This window comes from Amycolatopsis thailandensis (assembly GCF_002234405.1).
In the GTDB taxonomy this organism is placed as follows: Bacteria; Actinomycetota; Actinomycetes; order Mycobacteriales; family Pseudonocardiaceae; genus Amycolatopsis; species Amycolatopsis thailandensis.
This window is the reverse complement of record NZ_NMQT01000168.1, coordinates 1-16,303: the sequence shown is the minus strand read 5'-3', so window position 1 is coordinate 16,303 and position 16,303 is coordinate 1. Positions and strand designations below refer to the sequence as shown.

The window sequence follows — 16,303 nt, the reverse complement described above, 5'->3', positions numbered from 1 at the left end:
CGGATCGACGACGAATTCCTCGACACGCTGCGCTTCCTGCAGCGGCCGGCGGTCGAGTACTACTCGTGGGTGAAGTCGGAGGGGCGTGAACGGACCGTTCGCGCCGCGGGCAGCGGCCGTGAGGCGGTCACCGTCGTCCTGGTCGACAAGGTCGTCTATCTGAAGCCGACCCGGCCGGACACGCTCCCGCAGGATTTCACCGGTCTGCTGCCCGAGGCCCCCGGCGCGCGCACGCCGTCCTTGAACTGCTCGGAAGCCGACCTGCAAGTCCTCATGAAGGGCGAAATGCTGACGGGCGCGAGCCCGAGCATCCGCGACGCCAAGAAGGTCCTCCAGTGGATCCGGTCGCCGCACACCTTCTTCGGCAGGCTGTACGTCGCCATCCGTGACGGCGGCGGCAACCGGAAACGCGTCGAGCGGCCACCAGGCTGGATGGACACCGAACAGGGCCGCGTCGTGTTCGGCCCGGACGCCAAGGGCTGGGTGAGCCTCATGGGCGCCGGGCCGCACGAAATCGCCTCGAAGGTGGTCCAGCTGGAGTCGCAGCTCCGAGGACGCTAACCCTGGTGGTTGGGATTCAGGACCCGTGAGAGGAACGTCTTCGTGCGTTCCTCTTGCGGGTCGCCGATGACCTGGTCCGGCGCGCCCTGTTCGACGACGACGCCGCCGTCCATGAACAGCACGATGTCGGCCACCTCACGGGCGAACTGCATCTCGTGGGTGACGACGAGCATCGTCATGCCCTCCTGCGCGAGCTGGCGCATGACAGCGAGCACGTCACCGACCAGCTCGGGGTCGAGCGCAGACGTCGGTTCGTCGAACAGCATGACGTCCGGGTCCATCGACAGCGCCCTGGCGATCGCCACGCGCTGCTGCTGCCCACCGGAAAGCTGTGTCGGCAGCGAAGACTCCTTCTCCGCCAACCCGACCTTCGCGAGGTTGTCCCGCGCGACGCGCTCCGCCTCTTCCTTGCCACGCTTCAAAACCTTGCGCTGCGCGACAGTGAGGTTGTCGAGCACGCTCAGGTGCGAGAAGAGGTTGAACGACTGGAAGACCATGCCGATCTTCGTGCGGGCGCCGTCGATGTCGACGTCCGGATCGGTGATCTCGCTGCCGTTGACCACGATCTTGCCCTGCTGCGGTTCCTCGAGGAGGTTGACGCAGCGCAGCAGCGTCGACTTGCCCGAACCCGACGGGCCGATGATGCAGACGACCTGACCGCGTTCGACTCTCAGGTCGATGCCCTTGAGCACCTCGAGTTCGCCGAACGCCTTGTGCAGTCCTGAAACCTCGACGATCGTCTGGCCGCTCATACCGTTCCTCCGCCGGGCACTCCGGCTCCGTATTTCTTCTCAAGCCGCTGCTGCAGGATCGACAGCGGGATGGTGATCACCAGATAACACAGCCCGGCGACGACGACCGGCGTCAGCCCCCTGGCCTGGATCAGCGCCTGACGGCTGAACTGCGCCAGTTCCTGCTGCAACGGCGTGGTGCCGAGCAGGAACGCCAGCGAAGAGTCCTTGGTCAACATGATCAGCTCGTTGGCCAGCGGCGGCAGGATGATCCGGAACGCCTGCGGGATCACGACGGTGATCATCGTCCGCGCGGGCGACATGCCGAGCGAACGCGCGGCTTCGACCTGTCCGCGCGGCACCGCCTGGATACCCGCGCGAATGGTCTCCGCCATGTACGCGGACGACACGATGCCCAGCGCCAGCATGATCGCGATATTGCGCGGCAGGTTCGTGTTGAAGGCCGTCGGCACGCCGATGCCGACGGCGATGAAGATCAGCAGCGCGGGCAGGCCGCGGAAGAACTCGATGTACCCGCGCGCCACCCAGCGGTACGGGCCGACCGAGGAAAGTCTCATGAGGGCGAGCAAAAGGCCCAGCCCGAGACCGAGCGCGAAGCCCAGTGCGGTGAAGACGATGGTGTTCTTCAGTGCGACGGTGATGACTTCCGGGAACTGGTTGGCGGCGACTTCGAGATCGAAGAACGCCTTGCCGATCCTGCCCCAGTCGGCCAGCAGCGCGAGCACGACGACGATCACCAGCAGCAGGACGTATTGCCCGGTCCGGAAGGCCGAACGTCGCTGGCGGCGGCTCAGAGCCATTTCTCTCCTCAAACAGGTGGCGACAAACCTGTGGCCGGTGCGCTGGGCACCGGCCACAGGGCGGCATTAAACTAGTTCGTCGCGGATCCAGGCTGCCAGGTCGGCGCCTTGCCGAACCACTTCTGGTAGATCTGCGCGTAGGAGCCGTCCGCCACGGACGCCTTGAGCACCTCGTTGATCTGGCCGAGCAGGGCGCTGTTGCCCTTCTTCACGCCGATTCCGTAGAACTCGTTCGTCTTGAACTCGGTGACGACCGTCGTGTCCGGGTTCGTCTTCGCGAAGTCGTAGAGCACGCCGTTGTCGTTGACGCCCGCGTCGATCGTGCCGTTCTTGACGGCCTGCTCCAGCAGCGCGAGGTCGTCGAAGGTGACGATCTCCGCGCCCTTGGCTTCCTTCTGCGTGTACTCGGCGCCGGTGGTGGCCGACTGCACGCCGATCTTCTTGCCCGCCACGTTGGACAGATCCTTGATCGGCGAGCCCGCCTTGACCAGCAGCGCCTGGGTCGCCTCGAAGTACGGGTCGGAGAAGTCGAACTTCTCCTTGCGCTTGTCGGTGATCGTCATGCCGGCGGCGGCGAGATCGCACTGCCCGCTGTTCATCGACTCACCGGACTCGATGTTCTCGAAGGCGATGTCGACGATGCTCTGCTCGACACCCAGCTTCTTGCCGACCAGGTCGACCAGGTCGACGTCGAAGCCGACGATCTTGTCGCCCTGCTTCACCTGGAACGGCTGGTAGGGCAGGTGCGTGCAGGTGGTCACTTTGCCGGACGCGACGAGCTGAACGCCGCCGGCCGCGGTTCCGCCTTCCTCGCCGCACGCGGACAGCGCGCCCGCGGCTAGGGCGAGCGCCGGGATCAGGGCGAGCGCTTTGAATCGGGCCACGTCGTCACTCCTTGTAGTTCCCATGTGTCGAGAGCACGCATATTGCCACTCATCCGGCGGCAAGCACAGCACTACGACGTTACAGCGCCGTTTCGGCCGTCACGGGCATTGCATGAGGTATCGCGCCGACATGGCAGGGTGAGCGAGTATGGCGACCATGAACAACAACTCGGCGCCGCGGCTCCCACCTGCGGGCCGCCGCCCTCGCGCGACCACTTCGGCGAGGCGCGCGGCGAAACCCGGAGCGCAGTTCGACGGCTATCTTTCGCCGTCCAGGCCGCACGCGGGCGCGTACGACGAGATGTTCACCGCCGACGGCACGGTCCGCCAGCCGTACCGGGCGCTCTACGAATCGATCTCCGCGCTGACCTCGGCGGACCTCACGTCCCGATCGGCGGCCATCGACCGGGCCATGGTGGACCAGGGCATCACGTTCTCGCTGTCCGGCCAGGAACGTCCTTTCCCGCTCGATCTCGTACCGAGAGTGATCACTTCATCCGAATGGAGCAAACTCGAACGTGGCGTGGCCCAACGGGTTCGCGCGCTCGAAGCCTTCCTCGCCGACGTGTACGGCGATCGGCAGATCCTGCGCGAAGGCGTTCTCCCGCGACGGCTGATCACCTCGTGTGAGCATTTCCAGCGCGAAGCGTTCGGGATCAACCCGCCCAACGGCGTCCGCATCCACGTGTCCGGTGTGGACCTGGTGCGCGACGAAGAAGGCACCTTCCGGGTGCTGGAGGACAATCTTCGCAATCCCTCGGGTGTTTCGTACGTGATGGAGAACCGCCGCACGATGGCGCGCGTGTTCCCGGACCTGTTCGCCCAGCACCGGGTGCGCCCGGTCGGCGACTACGCCTCCCATCTGCTGCGCGCGCTGCGGGCGGCGGCCGCGGCCAACGTCGCCGACCCGATGGTCGTCGTGCTCACGCCCGGTGTGCACAACTCGGCGTACTTCGAGCATTCGCTGCTGGCCCGGCTGATGGGGGTCGAGCTGGTCGAGGGTCGCGACATGTTCTGCCGGGACAACGTCGTCTACCTGCGCACCACCGAGGGCGAACGGCAGGTCGACGTCATCTACCGGCGGATCGACGACGAATTCCTCGATCCGGTGCACTACCGGCCGGACTCCGTGCTCGGCGTCGCCGGGATCCTCAACGCGGCCCGCGCGGGCAACGTGGTGGTCGCGAACGCCGTCGGCAACGGGGTCGGCGACGACAAGCTCGTCTACACCTACGTGCCCGAGATGGTGAAGTACTACCTCAACGAAAAGCCGCTGCTGCCCAACGTCGACACCTTCCGGTGCTGGCTGCCGGACGAGTTCGACCACGTCATGCAGCACATGGACGAGCTGGTGATCAAACCGGTCGAGGGCTCCGGCGGCTACGGCATCGTGTTCGGCCCCGACGCGACGCAGGCGGAGCTGACCGCGCTCAAACGCAAAGTCCGGGCGAACAAACGCGGCTGGATCGCCCAGCCCGTCGTCCAGCTGTCCACCGTTCCGTCCAAAGTGGACGCACGGCTGGCGCCGCGGCACGTCGACCTCCGGCCGTTCGCGGTCAACGACGGCAAGGAGATCTTCGTCCTGCCGGGCGGACTGACCAGGGTCGCGCTCCCGGAGGGCAGTCTGGTGGTCAATTCGTCGCAGGGCGGCGGCTCGAAGGACACCTGGGTGCTGGCGCCGCGATCCTCGACGGCGGAACGGGAGCTGGAACGGCCCGCGCTCGGCGCACTGTCCCATGTGGACGGCCTGATCGCCGAGCAGGGTCCCGAGCTGACCACCACCCAGCAACAGCAGCAGCAACAAGCGCAGGGAGGGTCACCGTGCTAGCCCGTAACGCGGAATCGCTGTACTGGATCGGCCGCTACGTCGAACGCGCCGACGACACCTCCCGGATCCTCAACGTCTCCGTGCACCAGCTGCTCGAAGACGCCAGCGTCGACCCGGACCACGCGAGCCGCCAGCTGCTCGCCGTCCTCGGCATCTCGCCGGAGGGCATGGATTCGCTCGACGTGTGGAAGCTGACCGAACTGGTCGCCTACGCCAAGGACAATCCGGCGTCGATCGTCGGCTCGATCAACTCTGCCCGGGAGAACACGCGCGGTGCCCGAGAGGTCGTCTCGACCGAGCTGTGGGAATGCCTGAACGCGACCTGGAACGCGGTACCGGACAGGCAGCGGTACGCGCGCCGCGCCGGGCCGCACGCCTTCCTCTCCTTCGTGGAGGAGCGCGCGGCGATGTTCGCCGGACTCGCCGATTCGACGATGAGCCGCGACGACGGCTGGCTGTTCATGGTGCTCGGCCGCTCGATCGAACGCGCGGACATGGTGGTGCGACTGCTGCTTTCGCGGGTTCAGGACAGCGCGTCCTCACCCGGCTGGATCACCGTGCTCCGCTCGGCGGGCGCGCAGGACACGTATCTGCGGACCTATCGCGGCGCGCTCGACGCCGCCCGGGTCGTACAGTTCCTGATGAGGGACACGCTCTTCCCGCGTTCGGTGTTCCACGCGCTGCGCCAAGCCGAAGAATGCCTCGAGCGGCTGGACCCCGGCGTCAACTCGCGGGCCAACGAGAAGTCCGAGGCACTGCGGCAACTCGGCCGCGCCCGCAGCGAACTGGAGTTCCTGCGGCAGTCGGACCTGCTGGACGACCTGCCGAAGCGGCTCGTCACCCTGCAGACGTCGATCAAGGACATCGGCGACGCGGTTTCGGTGCAGTACTTCCATTCGTCGCCTTGGGTGGCCTGGAGCGGTGCGGAGGTTTCGCTGTGACCTGGCAGCTTCGGGTGGCCCACCGGACCGGATACCGGTACGCGACACCGGCCACGCAGTCGTACAACGAGGCGCGGCTGACCCCGCGGTCCGACCGGCGGCAGACCACGGTCGTGAACCGCGTCGAGACGACGCCGGCGACCCGTGCGTACCGGTACACGGATTACTGGGGCACCGTCGTGACCTCGTTCGACCTTCACGCGCCGCACACCGAGTTCACCGTGCTCGCGACGTCGGTGGTCGAGACCGCCGACGAAGGAGAGCCGATCCGTTCGGCGTCGTGGAAAGACCTGCGCGGCGACACCGTGGTCGATCACCGCACCGAGTATCTGACGCCGACGGCGTACACGCCGCGCGATCCCGAGCTGACGAAGGTCGCGCGCGAACTGCGGAAGGGGCTCGACCCGGCGGAGGCCGTGCTCGCCGTCTGCGAATGGGTCAACCAGCAGCTCAAGTACCAGCCGGGGACCACCGGCGTGCACAGTACGGCGACCGACGCCTGGCGTGCGCGCGAAGGGGTTTGCCAGGACTTCGCGCATGTGACGCTGGTGATGCTGCGCGCGATCGGCGTCCCGGCGCGGTACGTCTCCGGGTACCTGCACACGAAACCGGAGGCGAAGCTCGGTGAGACGGTCGAAGGCGAAAGCCACGCCTGGGTCGACGTCTGGACCGGCGGCTGGTGGGCCTACGACCCGACGAACGCGATCCCGGTCGGGCCGCGGCACGTCTGGGTCGCCTACGGCCGCGACTACGCCGACGTGCCGCCGCTCAAGGGCATCTTCACCGGCGGCGGTCAGTCCACTTTGGACGTTTCGGTGCAGCTGACGCGGCTGACCTAAGCCCGTCTTCGGAGCAACAGCCAGAGCAGGTACACGCCACCGAGGGCCGCCGCGACGACGCCCGCCGGGAGCAGCGAAGACGCCAGCAGGCGTTGGCCGACGTAGTCCGCCGCGACGACCAAGGTCGCCCCGACGAAGGCCGACGCCACCAGGTTCGGCCCCGGCAGGCGCGTCATCCGGCGGGCCAGCTGCGGCGCGGCGAGGGCGATGAACTGGAGCGGCCCCGTCGTCGCGGTGGCGGCGGCGACCAGTCCGACGGCGACCAGCACCAGGGTCAGCCGCACGCGAGGCACGTCGACGCCGATGCCGGTCGCGGTGTCGTCGCCCATCTCCAGCATGCGCAGCGCGCGGCCGTTCGCGAACACGATCGGCGCGAAGACCGCCATCGCGATCGCCAGCGGCACGAAGTAGGTCCAGTCACGGCCGGAGAGGTCACCGACCAGCCAGCCGACCGCCTGCGCGGCGGCTTCGAGGTTCGCCTTGACCAGCAGGTACGCGTTCACGCCGCCCAGCACCGCGCTGACCGCGATCCCGAGCAGCACCAGCCGCGAACTCAGCAGACCGTGCGGCGCGCACAACGCCATCACCAGCAACGCCGTCAGCAGGCCGCCCGCCAGCGCGCCGAGTGAGACGACGCCGGGGCCGGAGCCGAAGAACAGCAGCGTCACGATGCCGCCGGTCGCCGAGCCGGTGGTGAATCCGATGACGTCCGGGCTGCCGAGCGGATTCCGGGTGATCGTCTGGAAGATCGCCCCCGCCAGTGCCAGCGCGGCGCCGACGAGGATCGCGACCAGCACCCGCGGCAGTCGTCCCATGACGACCAGGTACTGCGCCTTCGTGCCTTGGCCCGCCAGCGTCGCGAGCACCTCGCCGGGGCTCATCTCGTAGTCGCCCGTGCCGACCGAAAGCACGACGAGAGCGAGCGTCACCAGGGCCAGCGCGGCGACGACGATCGTCGATCGTCTGTCCAAACCGGACTCCCGGCGGACGAGCGCGGTCATCGGCGCACCGCCTTCAACCGGCGGGCGACGATCACGAACGCGATCCCGCCGACGACCTCGGTCATCACGCCGACCTGGATCTCCCCCGGCGAGCCGAGCAGGCGGCCGAGGACGTCGCAGCCGAGCAGCAAGACCGGTCCGAGCAGCGCCGACAGCAGCATCACCCAGCGTTCGTCCTGGCCGATCAGCGACCGGACGACGTGCGGGATCATCAGGCCGACGAAGGCGATCGGCCCGCAGGCCGCGGTCGCCGCCGCCGACAGCAGCCCGACGGCCACCATCCCGGCGGCGCGGACCAGCGCCGGATTCGCACCGAGCCCGCGCGCGGTGTCTTCCCCGAGTGCCAAGGCGTTCAGCGCACGCGCCAGCACGATCGCGATCACCACGCCCGCGACGAAGAACGGCAGCAGCACGGAAAGCTGATCGAGGTTCCGGTTGACCAGCGAGCCGACGAGCCAGAACCGCATGGCCTGGAGGTTGTGCGTGTTGATCATCTGCATGGCCTGGTTGATCCCGATGAACACCGCCTGGATCGCGACCCCGGCCAGCACCAGCCGCAGCGGGCTCGTCGCGCCGCGTGTCCCGCCGATCACCGAGACCAGCGCGGTTCCCGCCAGCGCCCCGGCGAAGGCGAACCAGACGTACTGGCCGGGCGAAGTCACCGAGAACACCGTGGAGGCGAGCACGATCGCGACGGCGGCACCGTGGTTGATGCCGAGCAGCCCGGGTTCCGCGACCGGGTTGCGGGTGATCGCTTGCATCAGTGAGCCCGCGAGGCCGAGCGCCATCCCGACGAACAGGCCGAGCGCCGTCCGGGGCAGGCGGTCGTCGCGGACGACGACGTCGTTGTAGCTGCCGTCGTAAGCGAAGAGAGCATGGAGGACTTCGCCGAGGGAAAGCTTGTTCGACCCGAAGCCGATCGAAAGCAGGACGACCGCGACGAGTGCGATGAGCGACCCGACCAGGACCAGCGTTCTCACGGAGACGCTGGTCCGGGGTGATCTGACGCGCTCCGTGACCTGGACCATGGCCCTCACAGTAAGCGAAGGCTAGCCTAACGACGAATCCCGGTCGTATGGCGAAAGAAGATCTCGAATGCACCTCTCCCGACGCGGCTTCCTCGCCGGCACCGCGGCGCTCGGCGCCACCGGCCTCCTGACCGCCTGCGGCTATCAGGACGAAGCACCCACGCAGGGAACGGGCGCGACCTGGTCCTTCACCGACGACCGCGGCCGCAAACTCGAAGGCGAGCGGCCGACGCGGATCGTCGCGCAGGTGACCGCCGCGGCGGCGCTGTGGGACCTCGGCGTGAAGTCGGTCGGGATCTTCGGCCCGTCGAAGTTCGCCGACGGCAAGCCGGACCCGCAGGCGGGCGGCGTCGACCTGAACACCGTGACGTCGCTCGGGAACGTGTGGAACGAGTTCAACTTCGACAAGTTCGTCTCGCTGAACCCGCAGTTGCTGATCAGCGTGATGTACCTCAAGGAACAGATGTGGTACGTCCCGGACACGCAGACGGAGAAGATCGACAAGGCAGCGCCGAGCGTCGGGATCCGGCTGCAGGACATCTCGATGCCCGAGGGGATCGCGAAGTTCATCGCGCTCGCGAAGGCGCTCGGCGCCGACACCGAGACTCCGGCGATCAAGGCCGCGAGGGAAGAGTACGAGAAGGCTGACGCCGCGTTCGGCGAAGCGGCCAAGAAGGCGGCCGGGCTGAAGATCCTGCTGGTGTCCGCGCAGAAGGACGCCGTCTACGTCTCGAACGCGCCGAAGTTCGCGACCTCGAAGCACTACCAGAGCAAGGGCCTGAACTTCGTCACGCCGGAGGCACCGGACGAGAGCCAGGGCGGCTACTACCAGCAGATCAGCTGGGAGAACATCGGCAAGTACCCCGCCGACGTGATCATGTACGACAACCGCGGCGGTTCGCTCTCGCTCGGCCCGGACGGGCTCGGCGGCGTGCCGACCTGGGCGCAGCTGCCCGCGGTGAAGGCCGGGAAGCTGATCCCGTGGAACAACGAGACGCCGTTCTCGTACCAGCGGTTCACGCCGCAGCTGACGGAGCTCACGGCCGCGCTGAACAAGTTCGCCTAGGGGGACCAGAGGCGGCGGTGAGGATTGGGGCGCGTTGGTCGTGAGTGGCAAGGACGGTTAGAACCGGCCTAGGCGCTGTCCTGTAAGCCCGTTCGATGGGCTTCGTGATCCAGGTGGTCTCTGGCGGTGCGGGCGATTCGGCCTCGTACCGGGTTGTACTCGGCTGGATCGCCCGTGCCGTCAGAGACCACCTGGGCGCGAAGACCGCGGACGGACTTACAGGACAGCGCCTAGCCACTCACGACCCGCTCAGCCCAGGAACTCACGTAGCGCCGCCGCGAGGTCGGCCGGGTTGTCCTCGGCCATGTGGTGCCCGGAGTCGATCGCGAAACCGCGGACGTCCTCGGCCCACTCGCGCCACACCGCGACCGGGTCGCCGTACAGGTCGCCGAGATCGTCGAAGCTGGACCACAGGACGAGCGCCGGGCACGTGATCTTGTTCCCGGCCGCCTTGTCGGCGTCGTCGGCTTCGCGGTCGGGTCCGAGCCCGGCGCGGTAGTCCTCAAGCATCGCGTGGACCGTCTCGGGATCGTGGATCGCGCGCAGGAAGTCGGCGTGGTTCTCCGCGCCCATCGCTTCGGGATCGCCGCCGTACCAGGCGTCGGGGTCGGCGTTGATCACCCGCTCGGCGGGTTTCGCGAGCTGGCCGAAGAAGAACCAGTGCCACCAGGCCTGCGCGAACTTCGCGTCCGCGCGGGAAAGGTGCTCGCCGATCGGGATGCCGTCGAGGATGGCCAGCTTCGTGACGGCTTCCGGATGGTCGAAGGCCAGGCGGTAGGCGACGGCGCTGCCGCGATCATGCCCGGCGACGGCGAACCGCTCGTGGCCGAGATGGCGCATGAGCGCGACGATGTGCCGGGCCATGGCGCGTTTCGAGTGCGCCGAGTGGTCTTCGGTGGTCTCGGGTTTCGACGACTGGCCGTAGCCGGGGAGATCCGGGCAGACGACGGTGAACGCGTCCGCGAGCCGGGGCGCGACGTCGTACCAGGTCGTGTGGGTGCGGGGATGTCCGTGCAGGAGAACGAGAGGCGGCCCCGATCCGCCGTGGCGGACCCTGAGGGTCACTTCGCCGACATCGACGTTTTCGAGCTGGAAACCCTCGAACATGATCCTCCCGCGCTTGCAATGAAAGGTCCTTTCCTTGCAAATTTTGCTGGGAAAGGACCTTTCATTGCAGCGTGAGCGAGGAGATCAGCTCCGCGCGTGCGCGTCCAGGATGTGCGCGACCGCCTCGGTGACCCGCTGCGCGAAGTCGATGTTCAGCCACTCGTCCGGCACGTGGATGTTCGAGTCCGGCCCGCAGGCGCCGGTGACCACGAACTGCGCGTCCGGGTATTTCTCGCCGAGCAGCCCCATGAACGGGATCGACCCGCCCATGCCGAAGCTCTTGTGCGGCTCACCGAAGACCTCGCCGCTGACGTGGTGCAGGACCTTGTCGAGCCACGGCGCGGTGTCCGGCGCGTTCCAGCCGTTCTCGGCCTGGAAATCGCCGAGCTCGACCGAAGCGTCGTAAGGCACGTCGGTGGTGAGCACGCGGCGGACCGCCTCCATCGCGGCCTTCGCGTCGGCCGTCGGCGGGAGACGGAAGCTCAGGGTGAGCGTGGTGCTGTCGCGCAGCACGTTGCCCGCCTCGGCCGGGAGCGGGAAGCCCGCCGCGCCGATCACCGAAAGCGTCGGCCGCCACGAGTTGTTGAGCAGCAGTTCGAGGTCGTCGTCGGACACCGGACGGCCGACCACCGGGAACAGCGTCTTCGCCGCGCCGGGCGCGATCTCGACGACACCGCGCGCCTCGTCGACGCGGTTCTCCGGGATGTCGACGCTCAGTTCGGCGAGCTTGATCTCACCGGTCTCGACGTTCTCGATCCGGTCGATCAGGGCGCGCAGGACGCGGAACGAGCTCGCCACGATGCCGCTGGCCATGCCGGAGTGCTGCGCGGATTCGAGCACCTTCACGGTGACGTTGACGTGCAGCATGCCGCGAAGGCTGGTGGTCAGCCACAGGCGCTTGTAGTCGGTGCCGCCGGCGTCGAGGCAGACGACCAGCGTGACCTCGCCGAGCTTCTCTTTCAGGTGCTCGACATAGGCGGGGAGGTCCGGGCTGCCGGACTCCTCACCGGTCTCCAGCAGCACGACCGCGCGGGAGTGCTCGCCACCGGCGGCGCGCACGGCCTCGATCGCCGTCGTCGCCGCGTAGCCCGAGTAGCCGTCGTCGACCGCGCCGCGGCCGTACAGCCTGCCGTCGCGGATCACCGGCGTCCACGGGTCGAGCCCCTCGGACCAGCCACCGACCGGGGGCTGCTTGTCGAGGTGCCCGTACATCAGCACGGTGCCCTTCTCGGCCGCTTCGGACGTCGCCGGGATGTCGACGACCAGCAGCGGGCTGCGGCCTTCGAGTTCCACGACCTCGAGCGTCGCGCCGGGGATCTCCCGGGCGGCGATCCAGGAGCGGACGTGCTCGACGGCGGCGGCCAGATGGCCGGTCTTCGCCCACTCGGCGTCGAACGCCGGCGACAAGGCGGGGATCGCCACCAGGCCGGACAGGCTCGGAAGGACTTCGTCGGTCCAGTTCGAAACCACGGTTTCGCGTACGGATTTCTGCTCCACGTCCGCCATCCTGCCACGACGCCGGGAGCGTGTGATGGATCACAACGGCGGGCACGGATCGTCATCGATCAAGCCGGGCAGGACACCCGTCCGGACTCGTCGTCCGCTGGTCGGGCCGCGGGTGAAAACCCTACTTTCGGCGGCCCCACACTCGGTCGTCCTAGCATTTTCCCTGATCAGACACCCTTTCTCAGCAACAAATCAGCATCCTGCCCTGACCAAGACGGCGTCCGGCGTGCCAGGATGTGCGCACGAACCGTCAACGCCGATGGTGACCCAGCGCTTCAGATCCGACGCGCTGGTCCCCGCCGGCGCAGTCACTGTGGCCGCCACAAGTGGCCGCCAGAGGCGCCGACATCAAGGAGAGCAGCGCATGCCGTCCGAACACTGGACGCACCCGGAACCTGGAGACGGTCCCGCCGCCGTAGCGGCGCAACCTTCCCCTGAACAGGTGATCGCCGGTTTGCGAGCAACGAGCGAAGGTGGCGCTGAGCTGACTCAGCTGCTCACCCCCGAAGGCGAACGGGTCTCCTCGCCGCAATTCGACCGGTACGTCGACGACATCGACGCCGAAGCCCTCAAGGGCCTGTACCGCGACATGGTCCTGGTCCGCCGCGCGGACCGCGAGGCCAACGCGATGCAGCGCCAGGGCCAGCTCGGCATCTGGGTCCCGCTGCTCGGGCAGGAAGCCGCGCAGATCGGCTCCGGCCGCGCGCTGCGGAAGGGGGACATGGCCTTCCCCAGCTACCGCGAACACGGTGTCGCGTACGCCCGCGGCGTCGACCTCAAAGAGGTGCTCGGCATCTTCCGCTGCACCGACCACAGTGGCTGGGACTACAAGGCCCACGGCTTCCACCCGTACACCATCGTGATCGGCAACCAGGTGCTCAACGCCGCCGGTTACGCGATGGGCCAGAAGTTCGAAGGCAAGGTCGGCGACGACGACAGCGAAGCGACCATCTGTTACTTCGGTGACGGAGCGACTTCGCAGGGCGACGTGCACGAAGGCTTTGTCTGGGCCGCCGTCTACGACGCGCCGCTCGTGTTCTTCTGCCAGAACAACCAGTGGGCGATCTCGGAGCCCACCGAACGCCAGTCGCGCCTGCCGCTGTACCAGCGCGCCCGCGGCTACGGCTTCCCCGGCATCCGCGTGGACGGCAACGACGTCCTCGCCTGCCTCGCGGTCTCCCGCTGGGCGCTGGAGGAGTGCCGTCACGGCAACGGCCCGGTGCTGATCGAGGCGTTCACCTACCGGATGGACGCGCACACCACCACCGACGACCCCACCCGCTACCGGCTCTCCGACGAGCTGGAGGAGTGGAAGCTGAAGGACCCGATCGAGCGCGTCCGGGCGTACCTCGCCCGCGGTGGCGGCGCCGACCAGGCGTTCTTCGATCAGGTGCAGGCCGATTCGGACGCCTTCGCGGCCGAGCTGCGCGATTACTGCTTCAACATGCCCGAACCGCCACCGGACCGGATCTTCTCCAACGTGTACGCGGAGTCCACGCCGCTGCTGGACGCGCAGCGCGAAGAGTTCCTGTCCTACATGGACGGTTTCGTCGGGGCGGGTGAGCACTGAAATGGCCGACCTCCAGAAACTCACCATCGGCAAGGCCCTCAACCTCGGCCTCCGGCGCGCCATGGAAGAGGACCCGAAGGTCCTGATCATGGGTGAGGACGTCGGCAAGCTCGGCGGCGTCTTCCGCATCACCGACGGCCTCCAGAAGGACTTCGGCGAGCAGCGCGTCCTGGACACGCCGCTCGCGGAATCGGGCATTATCGGCACCGCGGTCGGCCTCGCCGTCCGCGGATTCCGGCCGGTGTGCGAGATCCAGTTCGAGGGCTTCATCTTCCCGGGCTTCGACCAGATCTCCAGCCAGGTCGCGAAGCTGCACTACCGGACGCAGGGCAAGATCAAGATGCCCATCGTGATCCGGGTGCCGTTCGGCGGCGGCATCGGCGCGGTCGAGCACCACTCGGAGTCGCCGGAATCGCTGTTCGCGCACATTCCCGGCCTGAAGGTCGTGTCGGTTTCGAACGCCGTCGACGCCTATTGGGGCATCCAGCAGGCGATCAAGTCCGACGACCCGATCCTGTTCTTCGAGCCCAAGAAGCTGTACCACTCGGGCGCGATGAAGTCCGAGGTCGACGTCGAGGCCACGCCGGACCAGCTGTTCAAGTCGCGCGTCGTCCGCGAAGGCACGACGGCCACCGTCGTCGCGTACGGCCCGTCGGTGAAGGTCGCGCTCGACGCGGCGACCGCCGCCGAGGACGAGGGCAAGTCGCTGGAGGTCATCGACCTGCGGACGCTGTCCCCGCTCGACCTGGAGCCGGTGTTCGAGTCGGTGCGCAAGACCGGGCGGCTCATCGCGCTGAGCGAGGCGCCGTCGGAGTCGTCGCTGACCTCGGAGATCGCCGCGCGCGTGCAGCAGGAATGCTTCTACTCGCTGGAAGCCCCCGTGCTGCGGGTGACCGGATTCGACACGCCGTACCCGCCTGCCAAGCTCGAGGAGCACTACCTCCCCGACCTGGACCGGGTGCTGCACACCGTCGACCGTTCGCTCGCCTGGTAAGGGGGAAGTTCCTGAAATGCCCGAGTACAAACACTTTCCCCTCGCCGACACGGCGGAGGGGCTGACCGAGGCCGACATCATCGCCTGGCAGGTCAAGCCGGGTGACACCGTGACGGTGAACCAGATCGTGGTCGAGGTCGAGACCGCGAAGGCCGCCGTCGAACTGCCCATCCCGTGGGCGGGCGTGGTCACCGAACTGCTCGTCGAGCCGGGTCAGACGGTGGAGGTCGGCGCGCCGATCCTCACCATCGACGTCGACCCGAACGGCAAGGCGGCTCCGGCACCCGCTGCCGCCCCGGCGGCGGAGGAAGCCGAAGAGGAGATGAAGCCGCTGGTCGGCTACGGCTCCAAGGCCGTCGTCACCCAGCGTCGGGCACGGAAGGGCGCTGCCGCTCCCGTGGCCGCAGCTCCCGCTCCGGTCGCCGTCGCTCCCGTGCCTGCTCCGGTGGCGGTCGCTCCGGCGCCTGCCAAGCCGAAGGGCGGGTACGTCCCGCTGGCGAAGCCGCCGGTCCGGAAGCTCGCCAAGGACCTCGGCGTCGATCTGCACGCGCTCACCGGCACCGCGGACGGCGGCGTCATCACCCGCGACGACGTGCACGCCGCCGCCAACGGTTCCGCCACCCCGGCCGCCACTGTGTCTACTGTGGACAGTGGATACGACCCCGCGACGCGGGAACGCCGGGTGCCGATCAAGGGCGTCCGCAAGGCCACCGCGGCCGCGATGGTGCAGAGCGCGTACACCGCCCCGCACGTCACGGAATTCCTCACCATCGACGTCACGCCGATGATGGAGTTCCGGGAGAAGCTGAAGAAGTCGCGTGAGTTCGCCGGAGTCAAGGTCACCCCGCTGACCTTCGCGGCGAAGGCCGTCTGCCTGGCGGCCAAGCGCACTCCGGACGTCAACGCGGTGTGGGACGAGGCCGCACAGGAGATCGTCTACAAGGACTACGTGCACCTCGGGATCGCCGCGGCCACTCCGCGCGGGCTCGTCGTACCCAAGGTCCGTGACGCGGATTCGATGTCCCTCAAGGAACTCGCGATCGCGCTCACCGAGCTGACCGACGTCGCCCGCGAGGGCAAGACCACCCCGGCGGCCATGCTCGGCGGCACGATCACCATCACCAACGTCGGCGTCTTCGGCGTCGACACCGGTACGCCGATCATCAACCCCGGCGAGTCCGCGATCCTGTGCCTCGGCGCGATCAAGGACACCCCGTGGGTCGTCGACGGCGAGATCAAGGTGCGCAAGGTGCTCCAGCTTTCGCTGAGCTTCGACCACCGCGTGGTCGACGGGCAGCAGGGGTCGGAGTTCCTGGCCGACGTCGGCGCGCTGCTGGCCGACCCCGCGGTCGCGATCACCTACTGACCCAAGTACGTGAAGGCCCCCTTCATTGCGCTAGGCGCAGTGAAGGGGGCCTTCACGTAC

At 68.0% G+C, this 16,303-nt stretch carries 15 protein-coding genes; 8 read left to right on the top strand and 7 right to left on the bottom strand.

Annotated elements, in window-relative coordinates; translation table 11 throughout:
• Positions 1 to 561 (top strand): ESX secretion-associated protein EspG (locus tag CFP71_RS38860; protein WP_093938888.1); only part of this gene is annotated, 561 nt, incomplete at its 5' end.
• On the opposite strand, the gene CFP71_RS38855 is transcribed toward CFP71_RS38860, so the two are convergent.
• From CFP71_RS38855 to CFP71_RS38845, 3 genes are all read right to left on the bottom strand, one after another.
• Positions 558 to 1,313, bottom strand: coding sequence for an amino acid ABC transporter ATP-binding protein (locus CFP71_RS38855; protein ID WP_093938887.1), 756 nt, complete (start codon positions 1,311 to 1,313; stop codon positions 558 to 560). The genes CFP71_RS38860 and CFP71_RS38855 overlap by 4 nt on opposite strands.
• On the bottom strand, positions 1,310 to 2,113 hold the full coding sequence (locus tag CFP71_RS38850; protein ID WP_093938886.1) for an amino acid ABC transporter permease: 804 nt from the start codon (positions 2,111 to 2,113) through the stop codon (positions 1,310 to 1,312). The genes CFP71_RS38855 and CFP71_RS38850 overlap by 4 nt, the downstream gene beginning before the upstream one ends.
• Positions 2,114 to 2,184: 71 nt before the next feature.
• Positions 2,185 to 2,997 (bottom strand): basic amino acid ABC transporter substrate-binding protein, encoded by an 813-nt coding sequence (locus CFP71_RS38845; protein WP_093938885.1) that lies wholly within the window; start codon positions 2,995 to 2,997, stop codon positions 2,185 to 2,187.
• Between the two features lie 148 nt (positions 2,998 to 3,145).
• Between CFP71_RS38845 and CFP71_RS38840 the strand changes: the two genes are divergently transcribed.
• The 3 genes from CFP71_RS38840 to CFP71_RS38830 are packed head-to-tail and all read left to right on the top strand — an operon-like array spanning position 3,146 to position 6,605.
• Positions 3,146 to 4,825, top strand: coding sequence for a circularly permuted type 2 ATP-grasp protein (locus tag CFP71_RS38840; RefSeq protein ID WP_167406431.1), 1,680 nt, complete (start codon positions 3,146 to 3,148; stop codon positions 4,823 to 4,825).
• On the top strand, positions 4,819 to 5,766 hold the full coding sequence (locus CFP71_RS38835; protein ID WP_093938884.1) for an alpha-E domain-containing protein: 948 nt from the start codon (positions 4,819 to 4,821) through the stop codon (positions 5,764 to 5,766). Before CFP71_RS38840 ends, CFP71_RS38835 begins: the two co-directional genes overlap by 7 nt.
• A complete protein-coding gene (locus CFP71_RS38830) occupies positions 5,763 to 6,605 on the top strand; it encodes a transglutaminase family protein (RefSeq protein ID WP_093938883.1) in 843 nt (280 codons plus the stop codon). Before CFP71_RS38835 ends, CFP71_RS38830 begins: the two co-directional genes overlap by 4 nt.
• Here CFP71_RS38830 and CFP71_RS38825 read toward each other — a convergent pair.
• Both CFP71_RS38825 and CFP71_RS38820 read right to left on the bottom strand, forming a co-directional pair.
• Positions 6,602 to 7,606, bottom strand: a complete 1,005-nt coding sequence (locus tag CFP71_RS38825; RefSeq protein ID WP_093938882.1) for a FecCD family ABC transporter permease — start codon at positions 7,604 to 7,606, stop codon at positions 6,602 to 6,604. The two genes, CFP71_RS38830 and CFP71_RS38825, sit on opposite strands and share 4 nt — an antisense overlap.
• Entirely contained in the window at positions 7,603 to 8,634 is a 1,032-nt protein-coding gene (locus CFP71_RS38820) for a FecCD family ABC transporter permease (protein WP_244199997.1), read from the bottom strand. The genes CFP71_RS38825 and CFP71_RS38820 overlap by 4 nt, the downstream gene beginning before the upstream one ends.
• A gap of 67 nt (positions 8,635 to 8,701) precedes the next feature.
• Between CFP71_RS38820 and CFP71_RS38815 the strand changes: the two genes are divergently transcribed.
• A complete protein-coding gene (locus CFP71_RS38815; RefSeq protein WP_093938881.1) occupies positions 8,702 to 9,700 on the top strand; it encodes an ABC transporter substrate-binding protein in 999 nt (332 codons plus the stop codon).
• Between the two features lie 249 nt (positions 9,701 to 9,949).
• Here CFP71_RS38815 and CFP71_RS38810 read toward each other — a convergent pair whose 3' ends face one another.
• Positions 9,950 to 10,807 (bottom strand): alpha/beta fold hydrolase, encoded by an 858-nt coding sequence (locus tag CFP71_RS38810; protein ID WP_093938880.1) that lies wholly within the window; start codon positions 10,805 to 10,807, stop codon positions 9,950 to 9,952.
• Between the two features lie 84 nt (positions 10,808 to 10,891).
• Positions 10,892 to 12,304 carry a M20/M25/M40 family metallo-hydrolase gene (locus CFP71_RS38805; RefSeq protein WP_208636136.1) on the bottom strand — a complete coding sequence of 471 codons (1,413 nt, stop codon included), beginning with the start codon at positions 12,302 to 12,304 and terminating at the stop codon, positions 10,892 to 10,894.
• A 373-nt stretch (positions 12,305 to 12,677) separates the two neighbouring features.
• Between CFP71_RS38805 and pdhA the strand changes: the two genes are divergently transcribed.
• From pdhA to CFP71_RS38790, 3 genes are read left to right on the top strand one after another with little or no spacing between them, the layout of a single operon-like run.
• Positions 12,678 to 13,883 carry a pyruvate dehydrogenase (acetyl-transferring) E1 component subunit alpha gene (gene pdhA, locus CFP71_RS38800; protein WP_093938878.1) on the top strand — a complete coding sequence of 402 codons (1,206 nt, stop codon included), beginning with the start codon at positions 12,678 to 12,680 and terminating at the stop codon, positions 13,881 to 13,883.
• Position 13,884: 1 nt separating this feature from the next.
• Positions 13,885 to 14,877: an alpha-ketoacid dehydrogenase subunit beta gene (locus CFP71_RS38795; protein ID WP_093938877.1), complete on the top strand. Its 993-nt coding sequence runs from the start codon at positions 13,885 to 13,887 to the stop codon at positions 14,875 to 14,877.
• Between the two features lie 16 nt (positions 14,878 to 14,893).
• Positions 14,894 to 16,243, top strand: coding sequence for a dihydrolipoamide acetyltransferase family protein (locus CFP71_RS38790; RefSeq protein ID WP_093938876.1), 1,350 nt, complete (start codon positions 14,894 to 14,896; stop codon positions 16,241 to 16,243).
• Positions 16,244 to 16,303 lie beyond the last annotated feature (60 nt).